Below are 22,672 nucleotides of genomic sequence, written 5' to 3' on the forward strand. Positions count from 1 at the left end.
CCCGACCATGGCGCGACGACGCATCTCCGCAGAGGACGGCCACCGGGCCCTCATACGCGTGGCCGAGGGCTCGGCCGGCCGACCCGAACTCGCGACCGCCGTCCGGTTCACGCTGGAGGAGCTCGCCGGACTGGCGCCCGGCAACAGCGTCGAGGTCCGTGTGCCGCCCTTCGGCGTCACGCAGTGCGTCGAAGGGCCGCGCCACACCCGCGGCACCCCGCCCAACGTCGTCGAGACGGACGCCGCCACTTGGCTCGCCCTCGTCACGGGAACGACGACCTGGCCCGAGGCCCTCGCCGCGGGCAAGGTCGCGGCGTCGGGCCAGCGCGCCGACCTCGGTGCCTGGCTCCCCCTCTTCGGACGCCGCACATGAGCATGGACGGCACGGACACGACGGCGTCCACCGCGAGGGACGTGCCTCCCCGTGCCGGGGACCGCCCGGGTGCCCGGCGCAAGAACCTCGTCGCGGCACTCCGGAGCCGGCCCGCCGGGGCGTGGGCGACCGGCCTCGCGGCCACCCTCCTCTACACCCTCTTCTCCGTCACGCAGTGGTACCGGCTGGACTCACCGTCCTGGGACCTCGGGATCTTCACGCAGCTCGCGAAGGCCTACGCAGCGCCCGGCGCCCCGATCGTCCCGATCAAGGGCGAGGACTTCAACCTGCTGGGCGACCATTTCCATCCGCTGCTCGTACTGCTCGGACCGGCCTACGCCCTCGCGCCGTCGGGCCTCACCCTCCTGGTCGTGCAGGGCCTGCTGTTCGGCCTGTCCGTGGCGGTGGTGGCGCGGACGGGGATGACGCTGCTCGGGCGCGCCGCGGGGATCGGGGTGGGGATCGCCTACGCCCTGTCCTGGGGCCTGCAGTCCGCGGTGGCGGCGCAGTTCCACGAGATAGCGTTCGCCGTCCCCCTCCTCGCGCTCAGCCTCGAGGCGGTGCTGCTGCGCCGCGTGCTGCCCGCCGTGGTGTGGGGCGGGCTCCTCGTCTTCGTCAAGGAGGATCTGGGGCTCACCGTCATCGCCCTGGGACTGGTCCTCGCATGGCGCCTCCGCACCATCGCCGGACTGTGGCTCTCCCTGTGGGGGGCCGTGTGGCTCATCGTCTCGGTACGCGTGATCCTCCCGGCACTCAACACCTCCGGCCAGTACGACTACTCGGACCGCATCGACGTGGGTGGCATGATCGCGGACCCCGCCGGCGCCGTCGTCGACCTCGTCTCCGGGACCGCGAAACACGAGACGCTGCTGCTGCTCCTGCTCGCCGGTGGTGTCCTGTTCCTCCGTTCCTCGCTCAGCCTCGTCCTGCTGCCGACGATCCTGTGGCGGTTCGCCTCCGGCCAGGAGGGGTACTGGGGGCCGGAGTGGCACTACAGCGCGGTCCTGATGCCCGTGCTCTTCCTCGCACTGGTGGACGGCGTGCGGACCCTGCGGAGGCACCGCCGCACCTGGGTGCGCACCACCGCCCTGGTCGGCGTCCCCGCCGCGGTGCTGGCCTGCCTGGTCCTGCTGCCGGGCCAGAAGTTCGCCGCCCTCGCAGAACCGGAGACCTACCGACCGTCGGACCGCTGGGACGCGGCCCACCGCATGATGGACCTCATCCCCGCTGGGTCCAGCGTGGAGAGCGGGGTGGTGCTGATGGCCTACCTCGTCCCCGAGACCCGGGTGTACTGGCTCGGCAACCCCAATCCGGCGCCGGACTACCTCGTCGTCGACGCGGAGGACTGGAGCTGGGGCCCTGTCCGGCCGAGCGACGCGGAGGCCCATGCGGAGCAGCGCTTCCCCGGGACCGACTACACCCTGGTGTTCGACGAGGCGGGCTACCAGCTCGTCGAGCTGGGACGCTGATGCCCGGTAGCCTTAAACCATGACCGCCGAGCAGCCCCCGCCGAACAGCACCCCCGAGCAGCCCGATACGCGCGGCGCGGTGCCTGCGGACGGGCAGCCGGCGCCCGCCGACCGGGAGGGCACGCAGGAGCCCGTCACGGCTGTCCCCGCACCCGATGCCCCGGCCGTCCGGGAGGTGACCGTCCGGAGAGCCCCGAAATTCATCCCCTTCATGGCCATCGGGGCGATCCTCGGCTTCCTCGCGGCACTCGTGGTCGCCTACACCGGGCCCGCCGATCCCACCCTCACGCGCGAGTCCGTCCTCGGCTTCTTCACCGTGGCGTTCGCCCTGCCGGGACTGCTCCTCGCGGCCCTGGTGGTGCTCGTCGTCGACCGTCGCAGCGTCCGGCGCGCCGAGCGCGCCCGCGCCGAGCGCACGTACGACGACGATTCCGCCTAGGCCTCCCGACGGCGCCCCCACCGCTCCTGATCGGATGCGGCGGTTCGGCTAACGGTGCCTCCCGACCTGACGACAGTAGGGGTGGGGGCAATCGATCAGGCTGGTCCGCGGGCCGCGGAAGAGGGAGTTTTTCATGAAGGCATTCGCATGTGGAGATGTCGTACCGGGGTGTGAAGCCCGCTGGGTCTGCAGTTCCGAGGATGAGATCCTCGCCCGCGTCGGCGAGCACGCCGCCGCCGTCCACGGACTGACGGATCTCGCACCCGAGCTCGTCGGGGCCGTGCGCACCCGCATCGTCGCCGCCTGACGCCGCCGGCCCCGATGCACGCCCTCGGGCAGGACCAGGCTTCCCGCGAGGCCACCGAGCTGGACGCCGCATGCCGCGGCGAGGGCATCTCCTCGGCGTACCAGCCCATCATCGACACCGTCCGCGGCTCGGTGGTCGGCTACGAAGCCCTCGTGCGTTTTCCCGGGTACGAGGAGAAGAACCCCGAGGCATGGTTCGCCCGGGCACGCCGGGAGGGCCGGGACGCCGAACTCGAGGCGGCAGCCCTGCGCAGCGCCTTCGCGCACCGCGCGGGCCTGCCGGGCAACTGCTTCCTCACCGTCAACGTGTCGCCCCACCTGCTGCCCTCCCCCGTGGTCCGGGACGTCTGGGCGGAGCAGGGCAACCTGGGCGGCGTGATCGTTGAGCTCACGGAACAGACTCCCATCGACTCGTACCTGCAGCTGGAACCCCATCTGGACGCGCTGCGGTCCGCGGGCGCCCTGATCGCGGTCGACGACGCCGGGTCGGGGTACGCGGGCCTGCAGCACCTCCTCGCGCTCCGACCCGCCATGATCAAGGTGGACCGGGAACTGGTCCGCGGGATCGACACGGACGAGGCCAAGCGCGCCCTGATCGAGATGCTCGGGCTCTTCGCGGGAAGGGTCGATGCGTGGCTCCTCGCGGAGGGCATCGAAAGGGTCGAGGAACTCGACGCCCTGGCCGCCCTCGGGGTACCCCTCGTCCAGGGGTACCTGCTGGGCCGTCCGGCACCCCCGTGGTCCACCCTCGACGTCGATCTGGCGCTGCGGCTGTCCGCCTCCCCGCGCTCGACGTCGTCGCAGACCGTGCGCGGCGTCGTCGAGCCCGCCGCCACGGCCCCGTCCCCGGCGCAGGCCGCAGCACTGTTCGCAGCGAACCCGTTCCTCGCCGACGTCGTGCTCCTCGACGGCCGCCGGCCCGTCGCCGTCCTGCCCGAGGAGGCGGCGCGGCTCGGTGTCGTCACGGCCGGGCTGGTCGTCAACGTGGACACCCCCATCGGCGAGGCGCTGTCCCGCGCCATCACCCGGGACAGCGGTGCCCGCTTCGCTCCCCTCCTCGTCACGGACAACGCGGGCCGCTTCGTGGGCCTCGCACGGATGGAGCGGCTGATCGGAAGGATCGCGGGTACGCCGCACGTCCCGGCCGTGTGACGGGCGTCGTCGCGGCCGCGCGTCCCGGGCCAGCGGCCCGACGCCGCCCATCGCGCGGCCGCCATTGCCTGCCGTGAGAGAATGGGCGCATGGTGCGCGGCGACGGACAACTCTCCCACGATCTTCTCCCCGGCGAAAAAGGACCCCAGGACGCCTGCGGCGTCTTCGGGGTCTGGGCGCCCGGTGAGGAAGTAGCCAAGCTCACCTACTACGGGCTGTACGCGCTGCAGCACCGGGGCCAGGAATCCGCCGGTATCGCGACGAGCGACGGCCAGCGGATCAACGTCTACAAGGACATGGGCCTCGTGTCCCAGGTCTTCGACGAGGCGACGCTCAACACCCTGACCGGCCACATCGCCGTCGGGCACTGCCGCTACTCCACCACCGGGTCATCCCACTGGGCCAACGCGCAGCCCACGCTCGGCGCCACCGCTGCCGGCACGGTCGCCCTCGCGCACAACGGCAACCTCACGAACTCCGCCGAGCTGTACCAGATGGTCCTCGACCGCCACGGCAAGCCCCGCGCCGGCGAACTCGCGCAGGGCAACACCACCGACACCGCCCTCGTGACCGCGCTGCTCGCCGGGAACGACGGCCGCTCGCTGGAGCAGACGGCCATGGACCTGCTGCCGAGCATCCGCGGCGCATTCTGCTTCGTCTTCATGGACGAAGGAACCCTGTACGCGGCGCGCGACGCCTACGGTGTCCGTCCCCTCGTCCTCGGCCGCCTCGAGCGCGGCTGGGTGGTCGCCTCGGAGCAGGCGGCCCTCGCGACCGTCGGCGCGAGCTACATCCGCGAGATCGAGCCCGGCGAGTTCATCGCCATCGACGAGGACGGGGTGCGCAGCAGCCGCTTCGCCGCCCCGACCGCCGCGGGCTGCGTGTTCGAATACGTCTACCTCGCGCGGCCCGACGCCGCGATCGCCGGCCGCTCCGTGTACGAGTCCCGCGTGGAGATGGGCCGGCAGCTCGCCCGCGAGAACTCCGCCGCCGCGGACATCGTCATCCCGGTCCCCGAGTCCGGCACCCCGGCCGCCGTGGGCTTCGCGGAGGAGTCCGGCATCCCCTTCGCCCACGGCTTCGTGAAGAACGCCTACGTGGGCCGCACGTTCATCCAGCCCAGCCAGACCCTGCGCCAGCTCGGCATCCGGCTCAAGCTCAACGCCCTCGAGTCGGTCATCCGGGGCAAGCGCATCATCGTCGTCGACGACTCGATCGTGCGCGGCAACACCCAGCGCGCCGTCGTCCGCATGCTGCGCGAGGCGGGCGCGGCCGAGGTCCACGTGAAGATCTCCTCGCCGCCCGTGCGCTGGCCCTGCTTCTACGGGATCGACTTCGCCTCCCGAGCGGAGCTCATCGCCAACGGCGCCGCGATCGACGAGATCAGCAAGTCCATCGGCGCGGACAGCCTCGCGTACATCTCCGAGGACGGCATGATCGACGCGACGCAGCAGCCCCGTGAGCGCCTCTGCACGGCATGCTTCACCGGCACGTACCCGATCGAACTGCCCGACGACGACCGCCTGGGCAAGAACCTGCTCGAGCGCACCAACCCCGCCGACAAGTCCGGGGCCACGGGATGCGATCCCGGACCGGACGCAGAGTTCGAAGCCGTACTGACCGACGAAGACAAGAAAGAGCGGGTATGAGCGCGTCCAACCCCATCACGTACGCCAGCGCAGGAGTGGACGTCGAAGCGGGTGACCGCGCCGTCGAGCTCATGAAGGACGCCGTGCGGGCGACGCACGGCGAGCAGGTTCTCGGCGGGGTGGGCGGTTTCGCCGGGCTCTTCGACGTGTCCCGCCTCCTCACCTACACGCGGCCGCTGCTCGCGACGTCCACCGACGGCGTGGGCACCAAGGTGGCCATCGCGCAGGCCATGGACATCCACGACACCATCGGGTTCGACCTGGTGGGCATGGTGGTCGACGACATCGTGGTGGTCGGCGCGGAGCCGCTCTTCATGACCGACTACATCGCGTGCGGGAAGGTGGTCCCCGAGCGCATCGCGGACATCGTGCGCGGCATCGCGGCCGGCTGCTCGGCCGCCGGCACGGCCCTCGTGGGCGGCGAGACCGCCGAACACCCAGGCCTGCTCGGTGAGCACGAGTACGACGTGGCGGGCGCCGCGACCGGCGTGGTCGAGGCCGATCGGGTCCTCGGTCCCGAGCGCGTCCGCGAGGGCGACGTCGTGATCGGCATGGCGTCCTCGGGCCTGCACTCGAACGGGTACTCGCTGGTGCGGCGCGTCATCAACCAGGCCGGCTGGGCGCTGGACCGCCAGGTCTCCGAGCTCGGGCGGACGCTCGGCGAGGAGCTGCTCGAGCCCACCCGGATCTACGCGGCCGACTGCCTGGCGCTGGCCCGGAACGACGGCGCGCAGGTCCACGGCTTCAGTCATGTCACCGGCGGCGGGCTCGCGGCGAACCTCGCCCGCGTGCTGCCCCGCGGGCTGGAAGCAACGGTGGACCGCTCCACGTGGGAACTGCCCCCGGTCTTCACGCTCGTCGCGCAGCTCGGTTCCGTCCCGCTGCCGGATCTCGAGCGCACCCTCAACCTCGGGGTCGGGATGGTCGCGATCGTCGGGGCCGAGGGCGCGGACGCCGCCCTCGCCCAGCTCACCGCGGCAGGTGTCCCCTCCTGGATCATGGGCAGCGTGCAGGTGGCCGGGAACGGGAGCACCGACGGGCCGGACTACGTCCAGGGCGCCAAGGGCGTGGACGGCGGCTCGGTGCGGCTGCTCGGCGCCTACGCCTGACCCGGAACGTCCACAGCACCGCTGCCGGAGCACGGCAGGTCCGGATCCTCCTCCTGATCGAGCCCGGACAGTGGGCATGTTCGAACATGCCCACCGGACGACGGCGAACGGGAGGAGCGAGCCACCCCGCCGAGCACGCCCAGCATCGGACTCCACGACGAAGCCCCTGCCCTCCGGAGAGGACAGGGGCTTCGTCGTGGTCGGTGCAGGCCGGTCAGTGCTTGCCCGCCTGCTTGCGGGTCACGACGACGTCGAACGAGCTGATCCGGGTGTTGCCGGCCTCGTCCGTCGCCGTGCACGTGACCGTCGTGGTACCGACGGGGAACCGGCCGCCCGGTGCGGGGAGGCACGTGATCGGCACGACGCCGTCGAGCGTGTCGATGGCCGACGGCGAGACGTAGCTGACCTTGGCGCCGCTGGCCCCGTTGGAGACGGCGGTGATGTCCGACTGGTCGGCGATCCGCGGCGGCAGCACATCGGCGGGCCGGGCGGGCAGCCTGGACGGATCCACGATGCCCCAGTAGGCCGGCGTGACCTGCAGCTCGTCGTCGAAGGGCAGCGGCTGCTCCCAGGGTCGGGCCATGGGCCAGGTCCGCAGCCAGGTGCGGGCATTGCTGATCCCCCAGAAGGTCACTGAGTCCACGGACGCGTTGTGCTCGCGCAGCATCGCGAAGAGGTCGCGGTAGTAGTAGCCGACCTCCGCTGCGGCGTCCGCGTCGTCCTCGAACGCCGGGCTGTACGGATCCGCCGGAGCGCCACTGACATCGGCGCCCTGGTTCTCCGTGGAGGCGTTGACGTCGAGTTCCGTGATGGCCTGCAGGAGCGCGGGGTCCAGCGCCTCGACGGCCTCGATGGAGTCCTCGAGCCACTGCACGGGCCGGGCGACGTCCACGTGGGCCTGGTGGCCCACGCCGTCGATCGGCACGGCCCGGGCCTTCAGCGCACGGATCAGGTCGAGGTAGTCGGCCCGCTTCTCCGGCATCTCCGTGTTGTAGTCGTTGATGAACAGGGCCGCCTCGGGGAAGTAGCGGTCCGCCAGGCGGAAGGCCTCGTCCACGAAGCCCTCGCCGAGGACCTGGAACCAGCGGCTGTCGCGCATGTCGTGCGGGTTCCCCGTGTCGCCGTCCGCGATGACCTCGTTGACCACGTCCCAGGCCCAGATGGGGCTGTCCCCCTCGGGGTAGCGGGCGTCGATGTGGTCGGCGATGCCCTTGATGTGCGCTTCCATGCGGGCCTTGAGCAACGCCTGGTCGGCGGGGCTGTCGGTGAGGTCGCGAGTGCCGTCCTTGAAGAACCACGCCGGGGTCTGCGAGTGCCAGGCGAGGACGTGTCCGTAGACCTGCACATTGTTGGCATCCGCGAAGTCCAGCAACTGGTCCAGCTGCGTGAAGGCGAACTGGCCCTCGACCGGCTGGACGCTCTCCGGCTTGCCCGCGTTCTCCGGTGTGAAGGCGTTGAAGTGCTTCCGCACGAGGTCGGCGGCCGTTCCCACGGTCTCCCGGGCATCGATGGCGACACCGACGTGCTCGATGCCGTCCGCGCCGAGCACGTCCTTCAGTCCGGGGACGTCCGACTGGATGGGCTTCTCGACGATCGGGGCGAGGCTGAAGTCATCCAGCAGGAAGTCCGTCCCCACCGGTCCCTCGACGTACACCTGGGCCTTGTCCGCGGCCGCACCGAGCGTGTAGGTGCCCTTGAGCTGGACCCAGCCGTCGGCCGTCACGGAGGCACTGGCGCCGGCGACGCCGTCGTACGCGCTTCCGCCGCCGTTGTCACGCTGCACGGACACCTTGAGCGAGGCCGGGGCCTCGCCGGGAGCGAGCGTCGCCCACACCGATACCTGCACGGCGGTCCCGACGGGCAGGCCCGCCGTGACGTCGAGCGCGGCACCGTGCCAGGGCTGGGTGCGGTTCGTGACGAGCAGGCTGCCGGTGCCGGTGCGGGCATCGCTGCTCGTGGCGACGGAGACGCCGTCGCCCCGGGCCGTCCAGCCGTCGGTGCCGGTCTCGAAGCCGGAGGTGACCTCGACGGGTGCCGCTCCCGCGCCGCCCTGCGGCAGGGTGAAGGTCCATCCCTCGGCGAGCTTCTCGCTCACCACCGTCGTGACGGCCCGGACCGTGTTGGAGCGGTCGCCGCCGCCGTCGTGGGCGAGGACCACGGCGCCGGGGGTGAAGGCCGCGCGGAGGTTGGCGGTCAGGGTCGCCTCGCTGAGGTCGTTGCCGTCCCAGTCGAAGATGACGTTGCCGAGGCCGAGCGGCTGCATGCCGAGCGCCGCGGCCACTTCCCCGGTGGCACCCCAGCTGCCGTTCGGTGCACGGAAGTAGGGCACCTGCAGGGACGGATCACCGACGGCGGCCCGGATGATGCGCAGGTTCTCCTTCAGGTCGGTCTCGACCTGGGTCTGCGACCAGGAGCTCATGTCCGCGTAGGACGTGCCGTGGTTGCAGAGCGTGTGGCCGTCGGCGACGATCTGCCGCAGCAGGTCGTCGCCACCGGGAGCCTGGACGTTCTGCCCGATGATGCAGAACGTCGCGGTGATGCCCTTGTCCCGCAGGAAGTCGAGGATCGCTGCGGTCTCACCCGGGTTCGGCCCGTCGTCGAACGTCAGGGCGACGGTGTTCCCGGTGCCCCGCGCCGCGGCGAGGGGGGTGCTCGTGGGGTTCGCTGCGCCTCCCGGCACGAAGGACGCGTCGGGGGTGGGTTGCCAGGCTCCGCCGTCGGCGGGCCCGGCCGTCCCGGTGATCACGACGTCGTCCACGAGGTAGTCGTAGGGTGCACCCAGGTCTCCCGTTCCGAGGTAGGCCCGCAGCGTCGCCGGGTCGGCTCCTGCCGGGGCGTTGAAGGTGCCGGTCACCGTGGTCCAGGCATCCGCGGACACCGTGGTGTTGCCCACCCAGCTGTAGGCGGGTTCCACGACGAAGCGCGCCGACGTCGTCGTTCCTGCCGGCGCCGAGAGTTTCACCTGCGCGGAGAACGTGTAGGTCCCGCCGGCCTGCAGGAGGTCGGCCGGCGTCTTGATGCCGTCGTAGTCGTTGACCCGGCCCTTCACCAGCAGGGCCTTGTCGCCGTCGGCGTCGACGACCGACAGCGTGGGCCCGCCGTTCTGCGCCAGCGGACTGAAGCTGCCGTCCTCGAAATCCTCGTTCAGCAGCACCGACGGTTCGTCCGCCTGGGCGGCCGGCAGCGTCAGCACGCCGGCTCCCGTGATCAGGCCGAATGCCGTGGCGCCTGCGATCAGACGTCCTTGTCTCATGGTTCTCCTTGATGGTGTGGCCCGCCCGTGGAGGGGCGGGCCACCGACTGCTGGGGGTGGTCGTGCTGGTTGTCGTGCTGGTTGTCGTGCTGGTGCTGCCTAGCGGTTACCGCGCCCCGGGGACGCCTGCTCGAGGCTCTCCTGCAGTGCGTAGTAGGCCGGCTTGCGGGTGAAGTCGTTCCACATGACGGTCGCCTCCCCCTCACCGGAGAAGAACACCGGCACCCAGGAGTACTTGTCGGTGAAGCCCCAGATCGTGAAGGAGTTGCACTCCTCCACGGCGATGCAGGCGTCGAGTGCCCGCTGGTAGTAGCTCGCCTGCTTCTCGAGCTGCGCCGCGGTGGGCTGGGTCCCCGCTGCGACGTCCATCCGGACGTCGATCTCGGTGATCGCGGTCTCCAGCCCAAGGTCGTCGAAGCGCTGGAGGTTGGTCCGGAGATCGCCCGGGAAGCCGTAGCGCGTGCTCAGGTGCCCCTGGATGGCGAAGCCGTCCACGGGGACGCCCTGGGCCTGCAGCCGCGGGATGAGCTCGAGGTAGGCGTTGCTCTTCGCGTTGACGCTCTCCACGCCGTAGTCGTTGAAGAAGAGCTTCGCCTTCGGATCCGCCTCGTGGGCCCAGCGGAACGCGTCGGCGATGATCTCCGGGCCGAGTTCGCGGATCCAGATGTTGTCCGTGGTGCGCAGGGTGCCGTTGTCGTTGAAGATCTCGTTGGCCACGTCCCACTGCTGGATCTTGCCGGCGTACCGCCCGACGACGGTCTGGATGTGGTCCTTGAGGATGGCGCGCAGCTCCTCCTTGGAGAAATCGCCCTCCTCCAGCCAGGCGGGATTCTGGCTGTGCCAGAACAGGGTGTGGCCGCGGACCACCTGCTTGTTCTCCTGCGCGAACTCGACGATGGCGTCCATCTCGGCGAAGCGGTAGGTGTCGCGCTCGGGGTGCACGAACTCCCACTTGAGCTGGTTCTCGGGCGACACGGAGCTGAACTCGGCGGCGAGGTGCTGCAGGTACTCCCGGTCGTTGGGGAATGGGGCCGGATAGGGCTGGGTCTCGTGGTGGCCGCCGCCTGCGACGGCGGTGCCGATCTTGAGATCGTTCGGGGCGACCCAGCGGAGGGTGTCCTGCTTCTCGATCCCGGGCGGACGGGGGGCCTGGTGCTGTGCTGCGAGCGCGGGTGCGGCGGTGGGAAGGATCATTGCCGAAGCGAGGACTGCGGCAGCGAGTGAGTGGTGGACCTTCATGAGCTCTCCTTTGAGGTACCTGAGGTGCGGTTGTCCGAAACTTTCTTCGGAACTTTTCCGGAACTTTCCGGAAATGCCGTTGCTGTAGGTTAGGAACACCGCGCAGGAGAGGTCAAGGGCGGAAGCGAAAACAGTTCCGGGAGACCTCGACGTTGCTCCAGGCGCCCCGAGGAGGATTTGTGCACGACAACACCCAACCCGCCGTGACGATCTCGGCGATCGCCTCGGCCGCCGGAGTCTCGGTCCCCACGGTGTCGCGCGTCCTCAACGGCCGGTCCGACGTCGCTCCCGCGACGCGGGAACGCGTGGAGGCTCTGCTCCGCGACTACGGGTACCGCCGCCGCGGCACGGCCCCGTCAGCCCCCTCCGGGCTGGTGGACCTCGTCTTCAACGACCTCGACAGCCCCTGGGCGGTGGAGATCATCCGCGGCGTCGAGGAGGCCCTGAACACCGAGGGCATGTCCGTGGTGGTGTCCGCCATCCACCGGCGGGGCAGCGCCGACTCGACGCGCAAGTGGCTCGACACCCTCGGAGCCAGGACCAGCGACGGCGCCATCCTGGTCACGACGGACCTCGACTCGTTCCTGCACGCCGAGCTGCAGCGGCTCAACGTCCCGGTGGTGGTCGTCGATCCCGCCGGCGTGCCGGATCTCGAGGTGCCGACGATCGGGGCGACCAATTGGACCGGTGCGGTCACCGCAACGGAACATCTCACCCAGCAGAACCACCGCCGCATCGGGTTCGTCGCCGGACGCCCGGGGCTGTGGTGCAGCCGTGCGCGCCTCGACGGCTACCGGGCCGGGCTCGACGCCGCGGGCATCGCCTTCGATCCCGCCCTCGTGATCAGTGGGGACTTCGACTACGCCTCGGGGTTCGCGGCAGGGATGGAACTCCTCGGGCGCGCCGACCGGCCCACCGCGGTCTTCGCGGCCAGTGACCAGATGGCCCTCGGCGTGTACGAGGCGGCCCGTCAGCAGGGACTGCGCATTCCTGACGACCTCAGCGTCATCGGCTTCGACGACCTGCCCGAGGCGGGGTGGGCGTCCCCTCCGTTGACGACGGTCCGGCAGCCGCTCTCGGAGATGGGGGCGCTCGCGGCCCGCACCCTCGTGCGGCTGATCGCCGGCGACGCCGTCGACAGTCCACGGATCGAGCTGTCCACCCGGCTGGTCACCCGGGCGAGCGTGGGAGCACTCGGCGCCTGACGCGTGTCCAGCATCCCTGGCATGGGCACCGGCTCGTGATCCGGGCTTGACTCTGGCGGTAAACCTAATATGTTTGTAACGGCAACATATTAGTCACACACACTTCCTGGAGCACTCAATGGCGATCGAGCCCACCCGCGACGACAAATTCTCCTTCGGACTCTGGACGGTGGGCTGGGAAGCCCAGGACCAGTTCGGATCCGCGACCCGTGCACCCCTCGACGTCGTCGAGGCGGTCAACCGCCTGAGCGACCTCGGCGCGTACGGCATCACCTTCCACGACGACGACCTCTTCCCCTTCGGATCCTCCCCGGCGGACCGCCAGCGCGAGATCGACCGCCTGAAGGGCGCACTGAAGTCCACCGGGCTGATCGTGCCCATGGTCACCACCAACCTCTTCAGCCACCCGGTCTTCAAGGACGGCGGCTTCACGAGCAACGACCGCGGCGTGCGCCGGTTCGCCCTGCGCAAGGTGCTGGACAACATCGACCTCGCGGCAGAGCTCGGCGCGAAGACGTTCGTCATGTGGGGCGGACGCGAAGGCAGCGAGTACGACGCCGCCAAGGACATCCGCGGCGCCCTCGAGCGCTACCGCGAGGCCGTCAACCTGCTCGGCGACTACGTCACCGACAAGGGATACGACATCCGCTTCGCGATCGAGCCCAAGCCCAACGAACCCCGCGGCGACATCCTCCTGCCGACCCTCGGTCACGCGATGGCGTTCATCGAGACGCTGGAGCGCCCCGAACTCGTGGGCATCAACCCGGAGACGGGCCACGAGCAGATGGCCGGGCTGAACTTCACCCACGGCATCGCGCAGGCCCTCTACCAGGGCAAGCTGTTCCACATCGACCTCAACGGCCAGCGCAGCATCAAGTTCGACCAGGACCTCGTGTTCGGGCACGGCGACCTGCAGAACGCCTTCTCGCTCGTGGACCTGCTGGAGAACGGCGGCCCCGCGGGCGGTCCGTCCTACGACGGCCCCCGCCACTTCGACTACAAGCCGAGCCGCACCGAGGACATGGACGGCGTCTGGGACTCGGCCGCAGCGAACATGCAGACGTACCTGCTGCTCAAGGAGCGTGCCGCGGCCTTCCGCGCGGACCCCGAGGTCCAGGCCGCACTGGAAGCATCCCGCGTCTCCGAGATCAACGTGCCCACGCTCAACGAGGGCGAGGGCTACGACGCGCTCCGCGCGGACCGCGCGTCCTACGAGGAGTTCGACACGGACGCCTACTTCAACGGCAAGGGCTTCGGCTTCGTGAAGCTGCAGCAGCTCTTCATCGAGCACCTGCTCGGCGCCCGCTGATCCATGGCCCTCGTTGCCGGCGTCGACTCGTCGACGCAGAGTTGCAAGGTCGTCGTCGTCGACACCGGGACGGGCGCGGAAGTCCGGACCGGCCGTGCCCTCCACCCGGAGGGCACGGAGGTCGACCCCGGCGCCTGGTGGAAGGCCCTGCTGTCAGCGCTCGACGCCGCTGACGGACTCGGCGACGACGTCGACGGGCTCGCCGTCGCGGGCCAGCAGCACGGAATGGTGCTGCTGGACCGCGAGGGGCGGGTCCTCCGCGACGCCCTGCTCTGGAACGACACCCGGTCCGCCGGTGCCGCCCGGGACCTGATCGGTGAACTGGGCGTCGACGGCCTCGTGGAGCGGACGGGCTCCGCCCCCGTGGCGTCCTTCACCAGCACCAAGGTGCGCTGGGTGCGCGACGCCGAACCGGACGTCGTCCCGGCCATCGCGGCCGTGGCGCTGCCGCACGACTGGCTGACGTGGCGCCTGCGCGGCTTCGGGCCCGAGGGGGATGCCCCGCTCGGGCCGGTGCTGGAGGAACTCGTCACGGACCGCTCCGATGCGAGCGGCACGGGCTACTGGAACCCTGCCACGAACGCGTACGACCTCGCCCTCTTCGAGGACATCCTCGGCCGCCCGGCGCGTGAAGCCGGACAGCCGGAGGGCGAGCCGGACCAGGTCGTGCTCCCCCGGGTCCTCCCTGCGGAGTCCTCCGCAGGGACCGTGCATCCCTCGTTCCTGTCGGGAGACCGCCGGATCGTCCTGGGATCCGGTGCCGGCGACAATGCGGGTGCCGCCCTCGGACTGGGCGCGGAGGAGGGGGACGTCGTCGTGTCCCTCGGGACGAGCGGTACGGTCTTCGCCGTCGCCCCGCAGGCGGTGGCCGACCGCTCCGGAACGGTGGCGGGGTTCGCCGATGCCAGCGGACTGTTCCTGCCGCTGGTGGCGACCCTCAACGCCGCCCGCGTGCTGTCATCGGTGGCCGGCATCCTCGGCGTGGACCACGACGGCTTCGCCGACCTGGCCCGCGATGCAGCCCCGGGGTCGGACGGTGTGGTCCTGGTGCCCTACTTCGAGGGTGAGCGCACGCCCAACCTGCCGACGGCGAAGGCCAGCTTCCACAACCTCAGCATCGCCTCCTCGACGCGCGCCAACATCGCCCGTGCGGCGATCGAGGGCATGCTGTGCGGACTGGCCGACGCCCTCGACGCGGTGCGGGCCGCCGGTGTCACGCCGCGCCACCTGCTGCTGATCGGCGGGGCCGCACAGAACGCGGCGGTCCAGGAGGTCGCCGCCCAGGTGTTCGACCTGCCCGTGCGCATCCCCGCTCCGGGCGAGTACGTCGCGCGGGGGGCCGCCGTACAGGCCGCGTGGGTCCTGGCCGGCTCCCGGCCGCAGTGGTCGGTGGAGACGCTCGAGGATCGCGCGTCCGACCACCGGCCCGTCATCCGGACGCAGTACCGGGCCGCGGTGGCGTCCGTGGCGTTCTAGCCGGTCCCGCACCCACGACGAGAGGCACCACCCCGCGGGGTGGTGCCTCTCGTCGTCGTGGGTGGTGCGGCGTCGCCCGGTCAGAGGCCTGCCTGGTGGTCGATGCCCACCTGGTCCACCTTGCGGTGGAAGCGCATCCCGGCCTTGCCCCCGAGGATCGCGCCGAGAAGGGGCACGAGGATCGCTATGGCCAGTCCGATGAGTCCGCCGGCCGTCAGGGCACTGCCGTCGACGGGGATGTTGGGCTGGCCCTGCACCTGCGCGAGGACGTTGAACTGGCTGCCCGCGACGGCGGCGAGGATCGCCAGGACGATCGCGACGACGATGCCCCACAGCCAGACGGCGACGCCCTGCTTGACGCCGTCGAAGCGTGCCATGCGACCGGCGACGTACCCGCCGCAGTAGTAGGCGACGAACAGGATGACGGCCAGGACGATACCGCTGGCGATGCCGATGGTCTGGGCGTTCTCCTGTGCCTGGTCGGCGGCGTCGGACGCGGTGCCCGTGTTGGCCGCTCCGATGCCGACGCCGATCGCCGTCGCCAGCGCACTGAGGATGACGGTGAGGCCGATCGCCGTCAGCCACCCGAAGAACGCCGACCCCCACTTGATGCCGCCGAACCGCTCCTTCTCCGCGGCGACGACGTCGTTGCGCCGGCTCCTCGGGGTGCTCGCGCCTGATGTGTCGTCTCGTGCCATGATGCTGGTGCCTCCTCGGTAGGGATGGTTGATCCTGCCGGGTCCGGACTGCGGGAGGCTCCGTAACCGGAAGATCAGTCTGCTTACTACCGTGACGCGCGGGGGCTCCGCGCGCAAGCACGTTCTTCTGCACGGCGTGCATCTTCCGGCGTGCATCCCCGGCATGCATCTTCCGGCGTGCAGGGACGGTCCCTGCAGGGATCCCGGCTCCCCGAGGCAGCTGCCGACAGGGAATGCACCAGCCACGGCCGCGGACGGTCCCGACCGGGTGGTCCCGGGAACGACGCAACCCGCCCCCTGCTGAGCGGGGACGGGTTGCGACGGGTTCCGACGGCCTGCGGGCGGGTGCTAGACGGCGTGCACCCGCACGTCGCAGTGGAGCCGCCGGGTGTGGTCCACGCGCCGCACCTCGCCCGTGAGGGTGAGGGGCACGGTCGCCCGGATGTCACTGCTCGATGCGCCGAGGCGCAGCTCCAGCTCCCCGGGTTCGACGATGCGCTGCCCGTCCCGCCCCGTGAAGGAGGTGACGTCGGCGGGCACGGTGAACGCGACCCTCGCGGAGGACCCCGCCGCCAGGGAGACGCGCGCGTACCCGATGAGACGCTGGACCGGGCGGACGACGGATGCCACCGGGTCGTGCAGGTAGAGCTGCACCACCTCGACGCCGTCGCGCTCCCCCGCGTTGGTCACCGTCACGTGCACGGCGACCTCGCCGTCGGTCGGTGCCGTTCCCGCCGTCGCTCCCGCGCCCTGCCACTGGAACTCGGTGTAGCCGAGTCCGTGGCCGAAGGCGAAGGCCGCTGTCGGATCGATGTTCGAGACGCCGTTCGACTGCGCCAGCGGTGCGGCCAGGTAGGTGGACGGCTGGGCGCCCGGCGTCCCGGGGATGCTGACGGGCAGTCGCCCGGCGGGGTTGATCCGTCCGCTGAGGACGCCGGCCACGGCGGCCGCACCCTCCTCGCCGGGGAAGAACCCCTGGACGATCGCGGCGGCGTCGGTGATCGCGGACCCGAGGGCGTACGGGCGGCCGGTCAGCAGCACGACGACGACGGGCTTGCCGGTGGCGAGCAGTTCGTCGAGGAGCTGCTGCTGCACGCCCGGGAGGGCCAGTGATTCGGCGTCGCATCCCTCGCCGCTGGTGCCGCGCCCGAAGAGCCCCGCCCGGTCACCGAGGACCGCGACGACGACGTCGGCTCCGCCGGCGACCGCGAGGGCCTCGTCGAACCCGGTGGTCGCGGAGCCGTCGATCGTGCACCCGGCCGCGATCGTGATGTCGCTCGCGCCGAACTCGCGCTGGAGTGCTTCGGCGACCGTCGGGATGGCGAGGCCGATCTCAACGTCGGGGTGCTGCTCGCCGACGTGCGCGGGGAAGGAGTAGCAGCCGAGGAACGCGCGGTGCGTGTCCGCGTTGGGGCCGATGAGGGCGATGCGCGGCGCGGCGGCGAGCGGCAGGATCCCGCTGTTCCTGACGAGGACGATGGACTGCTCCGCGAGTTCGCGGGCGATGTCCCGGTTGCCCGGGGAATCGAGGTCGACGACGGGTGTCCCGGCGTCGGCCCGTTCGAGGGCCGGTGGGATCGGCGACCACTCGGGGTCCAGCAGGCCCAGGTCCAGCTTCTGCCGGAGGACGCGCCGGAGCGCGCGGTCGACGAGCCCTTCGTCCAGCCGCCCGCCGTCGATCTCGGCGAGGAGGTGCTCGCCGAAGGTGTGCACGGTCGGCAGTTCGACGTCGACCCCTGCGGTCAGCGCCGCGGCCGCCGCCTCACCGAGGGTCGCGGCCACGCGGTGCAGCTCCTTGAGGAAGGCGATGCCGAAGTAGTCGGCCACCACGGTGCCGTCGAAGCCCCAGGTGTCCCGCAGGAGCGCGGTGAGGAGCGAGGCGTCCGCTGCCGTCGGTACGCCGTCGATGTCGGTGTAGGCGTGCATGACCGACCGGACGCCGGATTCCCGGATCGCCATCTCGAACGGCGGCAGGAGGACGTCCGCCCGCTCGCGTTCCCCGATGGAGACGGGCGCGAGGTTGCGGCCGGCCTTCGACGCCGAGTAGCCGACGAAGTGCTTGAGCGTGGCGACGATCCCACCGCGCTCGAGTCCCTGCACGTATGCCGTCGCGATGGTCCCGATCAGGTACGGATCCTCGCCGATGGTCTCCTCCACGCGGCCCCAGCGGGCGTCGCGCACGACGTCGAGCACCGGGGCGAGCCCCTGGTGGACGCCGACGGAGCGGAGGTCCGCGCCGATGGCCGAGGACATGGTCCGGACGAGGTCGGGGTTGAAGGTGGCGCCCCAGGCGAGGGGGACCGGGTAGGCCGTGGCCTTCCACGCCGCGAACCCGGCGAGGCATTCCTCGTGGACGAGGGCGGGGATGCCGAAGCGGTTCGCCGCCGTGATGCGCTCCTGGGTGCGCTGCAGCGACAGGGCTCCGAGTCCCGGTTCCACGGGGGCGGTGCCGAAGGGGCGGGTGAGCTGGCCGAGTCCGTGCGGCAGGAGTTCGTCGAGGTCCACGGCCTCGTTCATCTCGTGCTGGTGGGGGGCCACCTCGCCGCCCTCGGTGTTGGCGCCGACCCAGACGCCGACCAGCTGGGCGACCTTCTCGCGCGGCGTCATCGCCTGGATGAGGGTCTCCACCCGGTCCTCGGGTGCGGCGGCGGTGTCCCGCCAGGGGGCGTCGTTCAGTGTTGTCTCAGTCATGGTTACTTTCCGCCAGCGCCCATGAGGCCCTGGACAAGCGCGCGGCGCGCGAACAGGTAGACGAGCAGGACGGGCACCATCGACAGGGTGACCGCGGCGAGCAGGCCCGGGATGTTGATGCCGTACTGCGTCTGGAAGTTGAAGAGGCCGAGGGTCACCACGCGGGTGCTCTCGGACTGCGTGAGGATGAGAGGGAAGAGGAATCCGTTCCACGCCTGGAGGGCGGAGAAGACGGCGATCGTGGAGATGCCACCCTTGGACAGCGGCAGGACCAGCCGGAAGAAGGCCCGCGCCGGGCTCGCTCCGTCCATGGCCATGGCCTCGTACAGCTCCCCCGTGATGTCGCGCATGGTGCCGCTGAGGATCAGCGTGCAGATGGGCAGCGCGAAGGCCGCGGTGGGCAGGATGACGCCGATCAGGTTGTCGTACAGGCCGACGGTGTTGATCAGGTAGAACACGGGCACGATCACGGCCTGCGCCGGGATCGCGAGGCCCAGCAGGAAGAAGCGGAACACGAACGACGCCGCCCGGCTCTGGCTGCGCACGATCGCATAGCTGAGCGGGGGCACGAGCAGGAGCACGATCACGACGACTCCGACCGTCACGACGACGGTGTTGAGGAAGTATCGGCCGAAGCCGCTCGTGATCGCATCGACGTAGTTCTGCAGCGTGAAGCTCGTGGGGAAGGACAGCGGGCCGTTGTCCCCGAACTCCTCACGCGTCTGGAAGGTACCCGACAGCATCACGTACAGCGGGATCGCGACGATCAGCAGCCAGACGAAGGAGCCGATGCCGGCGAAGTAGTTGGGGCGGGTCTTCATCAGAGTCCTTCCAGCGAGCTGTTCATCTTGTCGTAGCCGGACACCTTGACCACCACGAGGGAGATCAGGGTGGCGACGACGACGAGCACCAGGGCGATCGCGCTGCCGACGCCGAAGTCGAAGCTCTGGAACGCCTCCTGGTACATGTAGAAGGCGGTGATGGTGGTGTCGGTGCCGGGCCCGCCGTTGGTCAGGATGAGCACCGTCTCGAACGTCGTCAGGCCGCCGACCACCATCAGGATGATCGAGGTGATGGCCGTGTTGCGCAGCTGGGGCAGCGTGATGGAGAAGAACTGGCGCACCATGCCGGCACCGTCGATCGACGCCGCCTGGTACAGGACGTTGGGGATGCCCTTCGCCGCGCCCTGGTAGATCAGGGTGTGGAACGGGGTGAACTGCCACATGCCCACGAAGATGAGGACACCGATCGCACCGGACTGGGTGCCGAGCAGGTTCCCGTCACCGAAGAGCCACGAGAGCTGTCCCGGAATACCGAAGTTCGGATCGAGCAGGGCACGCCACAGCACGGAGATGGCGGCCGAGGACAGCAGCAGGGGGATGAAGTAGATGGCACTGAGGACGGCGCGGTTGCGCTGGTTGCCCGCGGCCCAGACGCCGAGCAGGATGCTCAGCGGTGTCTGGGTGACCACCCCGAGGACGATGAAGAGCAGGCTGAGCCAGAGGCTCTTGACCATCACCGGATCGGAGACGAGCGTCTCCCAGTTCTCGAGTCCCACGAACTCCGGGTCACCGAGGCCACTCCACGAGGTGAAGGACAGGACGGCGACCGCGGCCAGCGGCACGAGGGCGAAGAGCGCGAAGAAGATGGTGGCGGGCAGGGCCCAGGCGAAGCCCGGACGCCCCACGGAGGAGGCGCCCGAGCGGGCCGGGCGGCTCGGAGTGGAGCCGCCCGGCGCTGCCTGCCTGCGCGTTGCAAGCGTTGTCATGGGAATGTCCTAGAGACTCTGCATGGCCTTGATGAAGCCGTCTTCATCGATCTGGCCGCTGAAGAACTGGGCCACGGCGGTGTGGATGGTCACCGTCGCCTCGGGCGGGTACGCCTGGTCCCAGGAGAGCTGGAAGTGGGGCGCTTCCTTCACGAGGTCGAACTGGTACTTCGCGTACTCGGGGTTGGAGGCCTCGCCGAGGAACTCCTCCGTGTTGGTGGTGGTGGGCAGGTTGCCGATGGCGATCTGCTCCTGCACGAACTCGTCCGAGTACATGAGCTTCAGGAACTCGCCGGCCTCTTCGGGGTAGCGGGTGTCCTTGTGGACCGAGTAGAAGTTGTTCGTGTTGCCGGCGAGGTTGTCGGGATCGCCCTCGCCGCCCTCGATCGCGGGGAACTCGCTGTAGCCGAGCACGTTCTCCGCGAACTCGGGATTGGCATCCAGGTGCGTCGCGTAGGCCCACGAGCCCATGAGCTCGAAGCCTGCCCGGCCGCTGGAGAGCAGCGTGGGGGACCCGCCGTCGGTGAACTTGACCGAGTCGAAGTTGGTGCCGAAGGCACCCGCGTCGATCAGTTCGCGCAGCTTGCCGAGGGCCTCACGGCTCTCCTCGGAGTCCCACACCTCCGTGTCGCCGTCGAGCGCCGACTGGAACAGGTCCTCGCCGGCGACGCGGTCGAAGACGTACTGGAACCACATCTGGGTGGGCCACTGGTCGGCGCCGCCGAGAGCGATCGGGGTGACGCCGGCCGCCTTCAGCTTCTCGACGGCCTCCAGCAGTTCGTCCCAGGTGGCGGGAGGAGCATCGATGCCGGCCTGCTTGAGCACCTCGGAGTTGTTGAAGAGCATGACGGGCTGCGTGCCGCGCATCGGGATGCCGTAGCTCTTGTCGTCGATGACGGCCGTCTCGAACACCGAGGGCAGGAAGGCGTCCTTCAGCTGCGGGTCCTCCTCGATGAAGTCGTCGAGGGGCATCAGCAGATCGGCCTTCACGAAGTTCGCGATGCTGCCACCGCCCCAGTTGAAGAAGATGTCCGGAGCGGAATCGGTGTCGATGATGGTCTGCAGCTTGGTCTGGTAGTCCGCGCCGGGGATCGTGTCGAGCACGATCTTGACGTCGGAGGTCTCGTTGAACTTGTCCACCATGGCCTGCTCGACCTTGTTGCTGGCATCGCCGTAGACGGCCAGGTGCAGCTCGTTCTCGGGCCGGCTCGACGCGTCGCCGCCGCCTCCGCCGCACCCTGCCAGGGTGAGGCCCAGCATCATGACCGCGGTGCCTGCAAGACTGCGGGACATCCAGGTTCGGTTGTTCATCGTTGAACGCCTCTCGAAAGTTTCGATAATAATATCGAAAGTTATGTAGTGGGATGAGTGTATGTAGCGCTCGCCCGCTTTTGCAACATCCGATGTGTGGGCGGTCACAAATCGTGTCCGACGCCCGCCGGGCCGCACTGGAGCCCGCATGTAAGCTGGCCGCATGTCGATTTCGGCGGACGAACCGCGCGTCACCCTCGCCCAGCTCGCGACGGCGGCGGGCGTATCCCTCTCAACGATATCCAAGGTGCTCAACGGCCGCGCCGACGTGTCTCCGAAAACCCGGGCGAAAGTTGAGGAGCTCCTGGAGGAGCACGGGTACCGCCGGCGCAAGGTGTCGGCGGCCCGGGCGGCCCTCGTGGAACTCGTCTTCCATGAACTGGAGAGCGCTTGGGCGCTCGAGCTCATCCGCGGGGTCGAGAACGTGGCGCGCGAGCACGGGATGAGCGTCGTGCTGACCGAGACCGGCACGCGGCATGCCCCGGGCTCGGAGTGGATCGAAGGCGTCATGGCCAGGCGGCCCGCCGGAGTGGTCCTGGTCTTCTCGGACATGCCGCAGGACTTCCGCCAGAAACTCGACGCGCGCGCCATCCCGTTCGTCATCATCGATCCCGCCGGGGATCCCGCGCCCGACGTCCCGTCCGTCGGGTCCGCGAACTGGTCGGGCGGCATGATGGCCACGCGGCACCTGATCGACCTCGGCCACACCCGCATCGCAGCCATCAGCGGACCCGAGGACATGATGTGTTCCCTCGCGCGCATCGATGGCTACCGATCGGCGATGAGCATGGCGAACCTGTCCATCGACCCGGAGTTCATCCGCTACGGCAACTTCCACGTCGACGGCGGGCGCGACCACGCCTTCTCGCTCCTGCGCAGCGCCGAGCCTCCGACGGCGATCTTCGCGGGCAGCGACCTGCAGGCGCTCGGCGTCCTCGACGCCGCCCGCCAGATCGGGCTGCGCGTCCCCGACGAACTCTCGATCGTGGGATACGACGACCTCCAGCTCGCGCAGTGGTCGAGCCCCGCCCTGACCACCGTCCACCAGCCGCTCATCCAGATGGCGGAAGAGGCCACGCGCATGGTCCTGCGCCTGCGCGACGGCGAGCGGCCCAACATCCTCCGGCTCGACCTCGCCACCAGCCTGGTGGTGCGCCAGAGCACGTCCGCACCGCCCGTCCCCGCCGAGACTGCGCCGAGTCCCGCAGGGCAGCGGGCCTGAGCG

General features: G+C 70.2%; 18 protein-coding genes. 11 read left to right on the forward strand and 7 right to left on the reverse strand.

Translation table 11 applies throughout. From position 1 onward, the window contains the following. The first annotated feature begins 7 nt into the window (after window positions 1-7). From ACX80L_RS02355 to purM, 7 genes are all read left to right on the forward strand, one after another. Complete coding sequence (locus ACX80L_RS02355; protein WP_459287429.1) at window positions 8-373, forward strand: sterol carrier family protein; 366 nt, start codon at window positions 8-10, stop codon at window positions 371-373. Further along, window positions 370-1,842, forward strand: a complete 1,473-nt coding sequence (locus ACX80L_RS02360; protein WP_459287431.1) for a DUF2079 domain-containing protein — start codon at window positions 370-372, stop codon at window positions 1,840-1,842. The genes ACX80L_RS02355 and ACX80L_RS02360 overlap by 4 nt, the downstream gene beginning before the upstream one ends. A gap of 19 nt (window positions 1,843-1,861) precedes the next feature. Further along, a complete protein-coding gene (locus ACX80L_RS02365) occupies window positions 1,862-2,281 on the forward strand; it encodes a hypothetical protein (protein WP_459287433.1) in 420 nt (139 codons plus the stop codon). 133 nt (window positions 2,282-2,414) lie between these two features. After that, entirely contained in the window at window positions 2,415-2,588 is a 174-nt protein-coding gene (locus ACX80L_RS02370; RefSeq protein ID WP_133081210.1) for a DUF1059 domain-containing protein, read from the forward strand. A gap of 14 nt (window positions 2,589-2,602) precedes the next feature. After that, window positions 2,603-3,739, forward strand: a complete 1,137-nt coding sequence (locus tag ACX80L_RS02375) for an EAL domain-containing protein (RefSeq protein WP_459287435.1) — start codon at window positions 2,603-2,605, stop codon at window positions 3,737-3,739. Window positions 3,740-3,828: 89 nt separating this feature from the next. Beyond that, entirely contained in the window at window positions 3,829-5,388 is a 1,560-nt protein-coding gene (gene purF, locus ACX80L_RS02380) for an amidophosphoribosyltransferase (RefSeq protein ID WP_133081212.1), read from the forward strand. After that, on the forward strand, window positions 5,385-6,497 hold the full coding sequence (purM, locus tag ACX80L_RS02385) for a phosphoribosylformylglycinamidine cyclo-ligase (protein ID WP_459287437.1): 1,113 nt from the start codon (window positions 5,385-5,387) through the stop codon (window positions 6,495-6,497). The genes purF and purM overlap by 4 nt, the downstream gene beginning before the upstream one ends. Before the next feature lie 214 nt (window positions 6,498-6,711). Here purM and ACX80L_RS02390 read toward each other — a convergent pair whose 3' ends face one another. Beyond that, window positions 6,712-9,750, reverse strand: a complete 3,039-nt coding sequence (locus ACX80L_RS02390; RefSeq protein WP_459287439.1) for an endo-1,4-beta-xylanase — start codon at window positions 9,748-9,750, stop codon at window positions 6,712-6,714. A 99-nt stretch (window positions 9,751-9,849) separates the two neighbouring features. After that, on the reverse strand, window positions 9,850-10,989 hold the full coding sequence (locus ACX80L_RS02395) for an endo-1,4-beta-xylanase (RefSeq protein WP_459287441.1): 1,140 nt from the start codon (window positions 10,987-10,989) through the stop codon (window positions 9,850-9,852). A 179-nt stretch (window positions 10,990-11,168) separates the two neighbouring features. Between ACX80L_RS02395 and ACX80L_RS02400 the strand changes: the two genes are divergently transcribed. From ACX80L_RS02400 to ACX80L_RS02410, 3 genes are all read left to right on the forward strand, one after another. Beyond that, window positions 11,169-12,194 carry a substrate-binding domain-containing protein gene (locus ACX80L_RS02400; protein WP_133081216.1) on the forward strand — a complete coding sequence of 342 codons (1,026 nt, stop codon included), beginning with the start codon at window positions 11,169-11,171 and terminating at the stop codon, window positions 12,192-12,194. Window positions 12,195-12,312: 118 nt separating this feature from the next. Next, window positions 12,313-13,503: a xylose isomerase gene (gene xylA, locus ACX80L_RS02405; protein WP_133081217.1), complete on the forward strand. Its 1,191-nt coding sequence runs from the start codon at window positions 12,313-12,315 to the stop codon at window positions 13,501-13,503. 3 nt (window positions 13,504-13,506) lie between these two features. Continuing rightward, window positions 13,507-14,979: a xylulokinase gene (locus tag ACX80L_RS02410; protein ID WP_459287443.1), complete on the forward strand. Its 1,473-nt coding sequence runs from the start codon at window positions 13,507-13,509 to the stop codon at window positions 14,977-14,979. A gap of 80 nt (window positions 14,980-15,059) precedes the next feature. Here ACX80L_RS02410 and ACX80L_RS02415 read toward each other — a convergent pair whose 3' ends face one another. The 5 genes from ACX80L_RS02415 to ACX80L_RS02435 all read right to left on the reverse strand — a co-directional run bounded on the left by ACX80L_RS02415 (window position 15,060) and on the right by ACX80L_RS02435 (window position 21,447). Next, the gene (locus tag ACX80L_RS02415) at window positions 15,060-15,677 is read right to left on the reverse strand and encodes a hypothetical protein (RefSeq protein WP_459287445.1); all 618 of its coding nucleotides are present in this window, start codon (window positions 15,675-15,677) and stop codon (window positions 15,060-15,062) included. A 348-nt stretch (window positions 15,678-16,025) separates the two neighbouring features. Next, window positions 16,026-18,368, reverse strand: coding sequence for a beta-xylosidase/alpha-l-arabinosidase (locus ACX80L_RS02420; RefSeq protein ID WP_459287447.1), 2,343 nt, complete (start codon window positions 18,366-18,368; stop codon window positions 16,026-16,028). Between the two features lie 2 nt (window positions 18,369-18,370). Further along, window positions 18,371-19,189, reverse strand: coding sequence for a carbohydrate ABC transporter permease (locus tag ACX80L_RS02425; protein WP_459287449.1), 819 nt, complete (start codon window positions 19,187-19,189; stop codon window positions 18,371-18,373). Next, on the reverse strand, window positions 19,189-20,136 hold the full coding sequence (locus ACX80L_RS02430; protein WP_133081222.1) for a carbohydrate ABC transporter permease: 948 nt from the start codon (window positions 20,134-20,136) through the stop codon (window positions 19,189-19,191). The genes ACX80L_RS02425 and ACX80L_RS02430 overlap by 1 nt, the downstream gene beginning before the upstream one ends. Before the next feature lie 9 nt (window positions 20,137-20,145). Next, window positions 20,146-21,447, reverse strand: coding sequence for an extracellular solute-binding protein (locus ACX80L_RS02435; RefSeq protein ID WP_133081223.1), 1,302 nt, complete (start codon window positions 21,445-21,447; stop codon window positions 20,146-20,148). A gap of 163 nt (window positions 21,448-21,610) precedes the next feature. On the opposite strand from ACX80L_RS02435, the gene ACX80L_RS02440 reads away from it, so the two are divergent. Next, a complete protein-coding gene (locus tag ACX80L_RS02440; protein ID WP_459287451.1) occupies window positions 21,611-22,669 on the forward strand; it encodes a LacI family DNA-binding transcriptional regulator in 1,059 nt (352 codons plus the stop codon). Window positions 22,670-22,672 lie beyond the last annotated feature (3 nt).

The organism is Arthrobacter sp. MDT1-48-3 (assembly GCF_054511015.1).

Excerpts from the sequence above, each read along its gene's own strand:
- ACX80L_RS02355 (WP_459287429.1), top strand. The coding sequence starts at position 8 with ATGGCGCGACGACGCATCTCCGCAGAGGACGGCCACCGGGCCCTCATA.
- ACX80L_RS02360 (WP_459287431.1), top strand. The coding sequence starts at position 370 with ATGAGCATGGACGGCACGGACACGACGGCGTCCACCGCGAGGGACGTG.
- ACX80L_RS02365 (WP_459287433.1), top strand. The coding sequence starts at position 1,862 with ATGACCGCCGAGCAGCCCCCGCCGAACAGCACCCCCGAGCAGCCCGAT.
- ACX80L_RS02370 (WP_133081210.1), top strand. The coding sequence starts at position 2,415 with ATGAAGGCATTCGCATGTGGAGATGTCGTACCGGGGTGTGAAGCCCGC.
- ACX80L_RS02375 (WP_459287435.1), top strand. The coding sequence starts at position 2,603 with ATGCACGCCCTCGGGCAGGACCAGGCTTCCCGCGAGGCCACCGAGCTG.
- purF (WP_133081212.1), top strand. The coding sequence starts at position 3,829 with ATGGTGCGCGGCGACGGACAACTCTCCCACGATCTTCTCCCCGGCGAA.
- purM (WP_459287437.1), top strand. The coding sequence starts at position 5,385 with ATGAGCGCGTCCAACCCCATCACGTACGCCAGCGCAGGAGTGGACGTC.
- ACX80L_RS02390 (WP_459287439.1), bottom strand. The coding sequence starts at position 9,750 with ATGAGACAAGGACGTCTGATCGCAGGCGCCACGGCATTCGGCCTGATC.
- ACX80L_RS02395 (WP_459287441.1), bottom strand. The coding sequence starts at position 10,989 with ATGAAGGTCCACCACTCACTCGCTGCCGCAGTCCTCGCTTCGGCAATG.
- xylA (WP_133081217.1), top strand. The coding sequence starts at position 12,313 with ATGGCGATCGAGCCCACCCGCGACGACAAATTCTCCTTCGGACTCTGG.
- ACX80L_RS02410 (WP_459287443.1), top strand. The coding sequence starts at position 13,507 with ATGGCCCTCGTTGCCGGCGTCGACTCGTCGACGCAGAGTTGCAAGGTC.
- ACX80L_RS02415 (WP_459287445.1), bottom strand. The coding sequence starts at position 15,677 with ATGGCACGAGACGACACATCAGGCGCGAGCACCCCGAGGAGCCGGCGC.
- ACX80L_RS02420 (WP_459287447.1), bottom strand. The coding sequence starts at position 18,368 with ATGACTGAGACAACACTGAACGACGCCCCCTGGCGGGACACCGCCGCC.
- ACX80L_RS02425 (WP_459287449.1), bottom strand. The coding sequence starts at position 19,189 with ATGAAGACCCGCCCCAACTACTTCGCCGGCATCGGCTCCTTCGTCTGG.
- ACX80L_RS02430 (WP_133081222.1), bottom strand. The coding sequence starts at position 20,136 with ATGACAACGCTTGCAACGCGCAGGCAGGCAGCGCCGGGCGGCTCCACT.
- ACX80L_RS02435 (WP_133081223.1), bottom strand. The coding sequence starts at position 21,447 with ATGAACAACCGAACCTGGATGTCCCGCAGTCTTGCAGGCACCGCGGTC.
- ACX80L_RS02440 (WP_459287451.1), top strand. The coding sequence starts at position 21,611 with ATGTCGATTTCGGCGGACGAACCGCGCGTCACCCTCGCCCAGCTCGCG.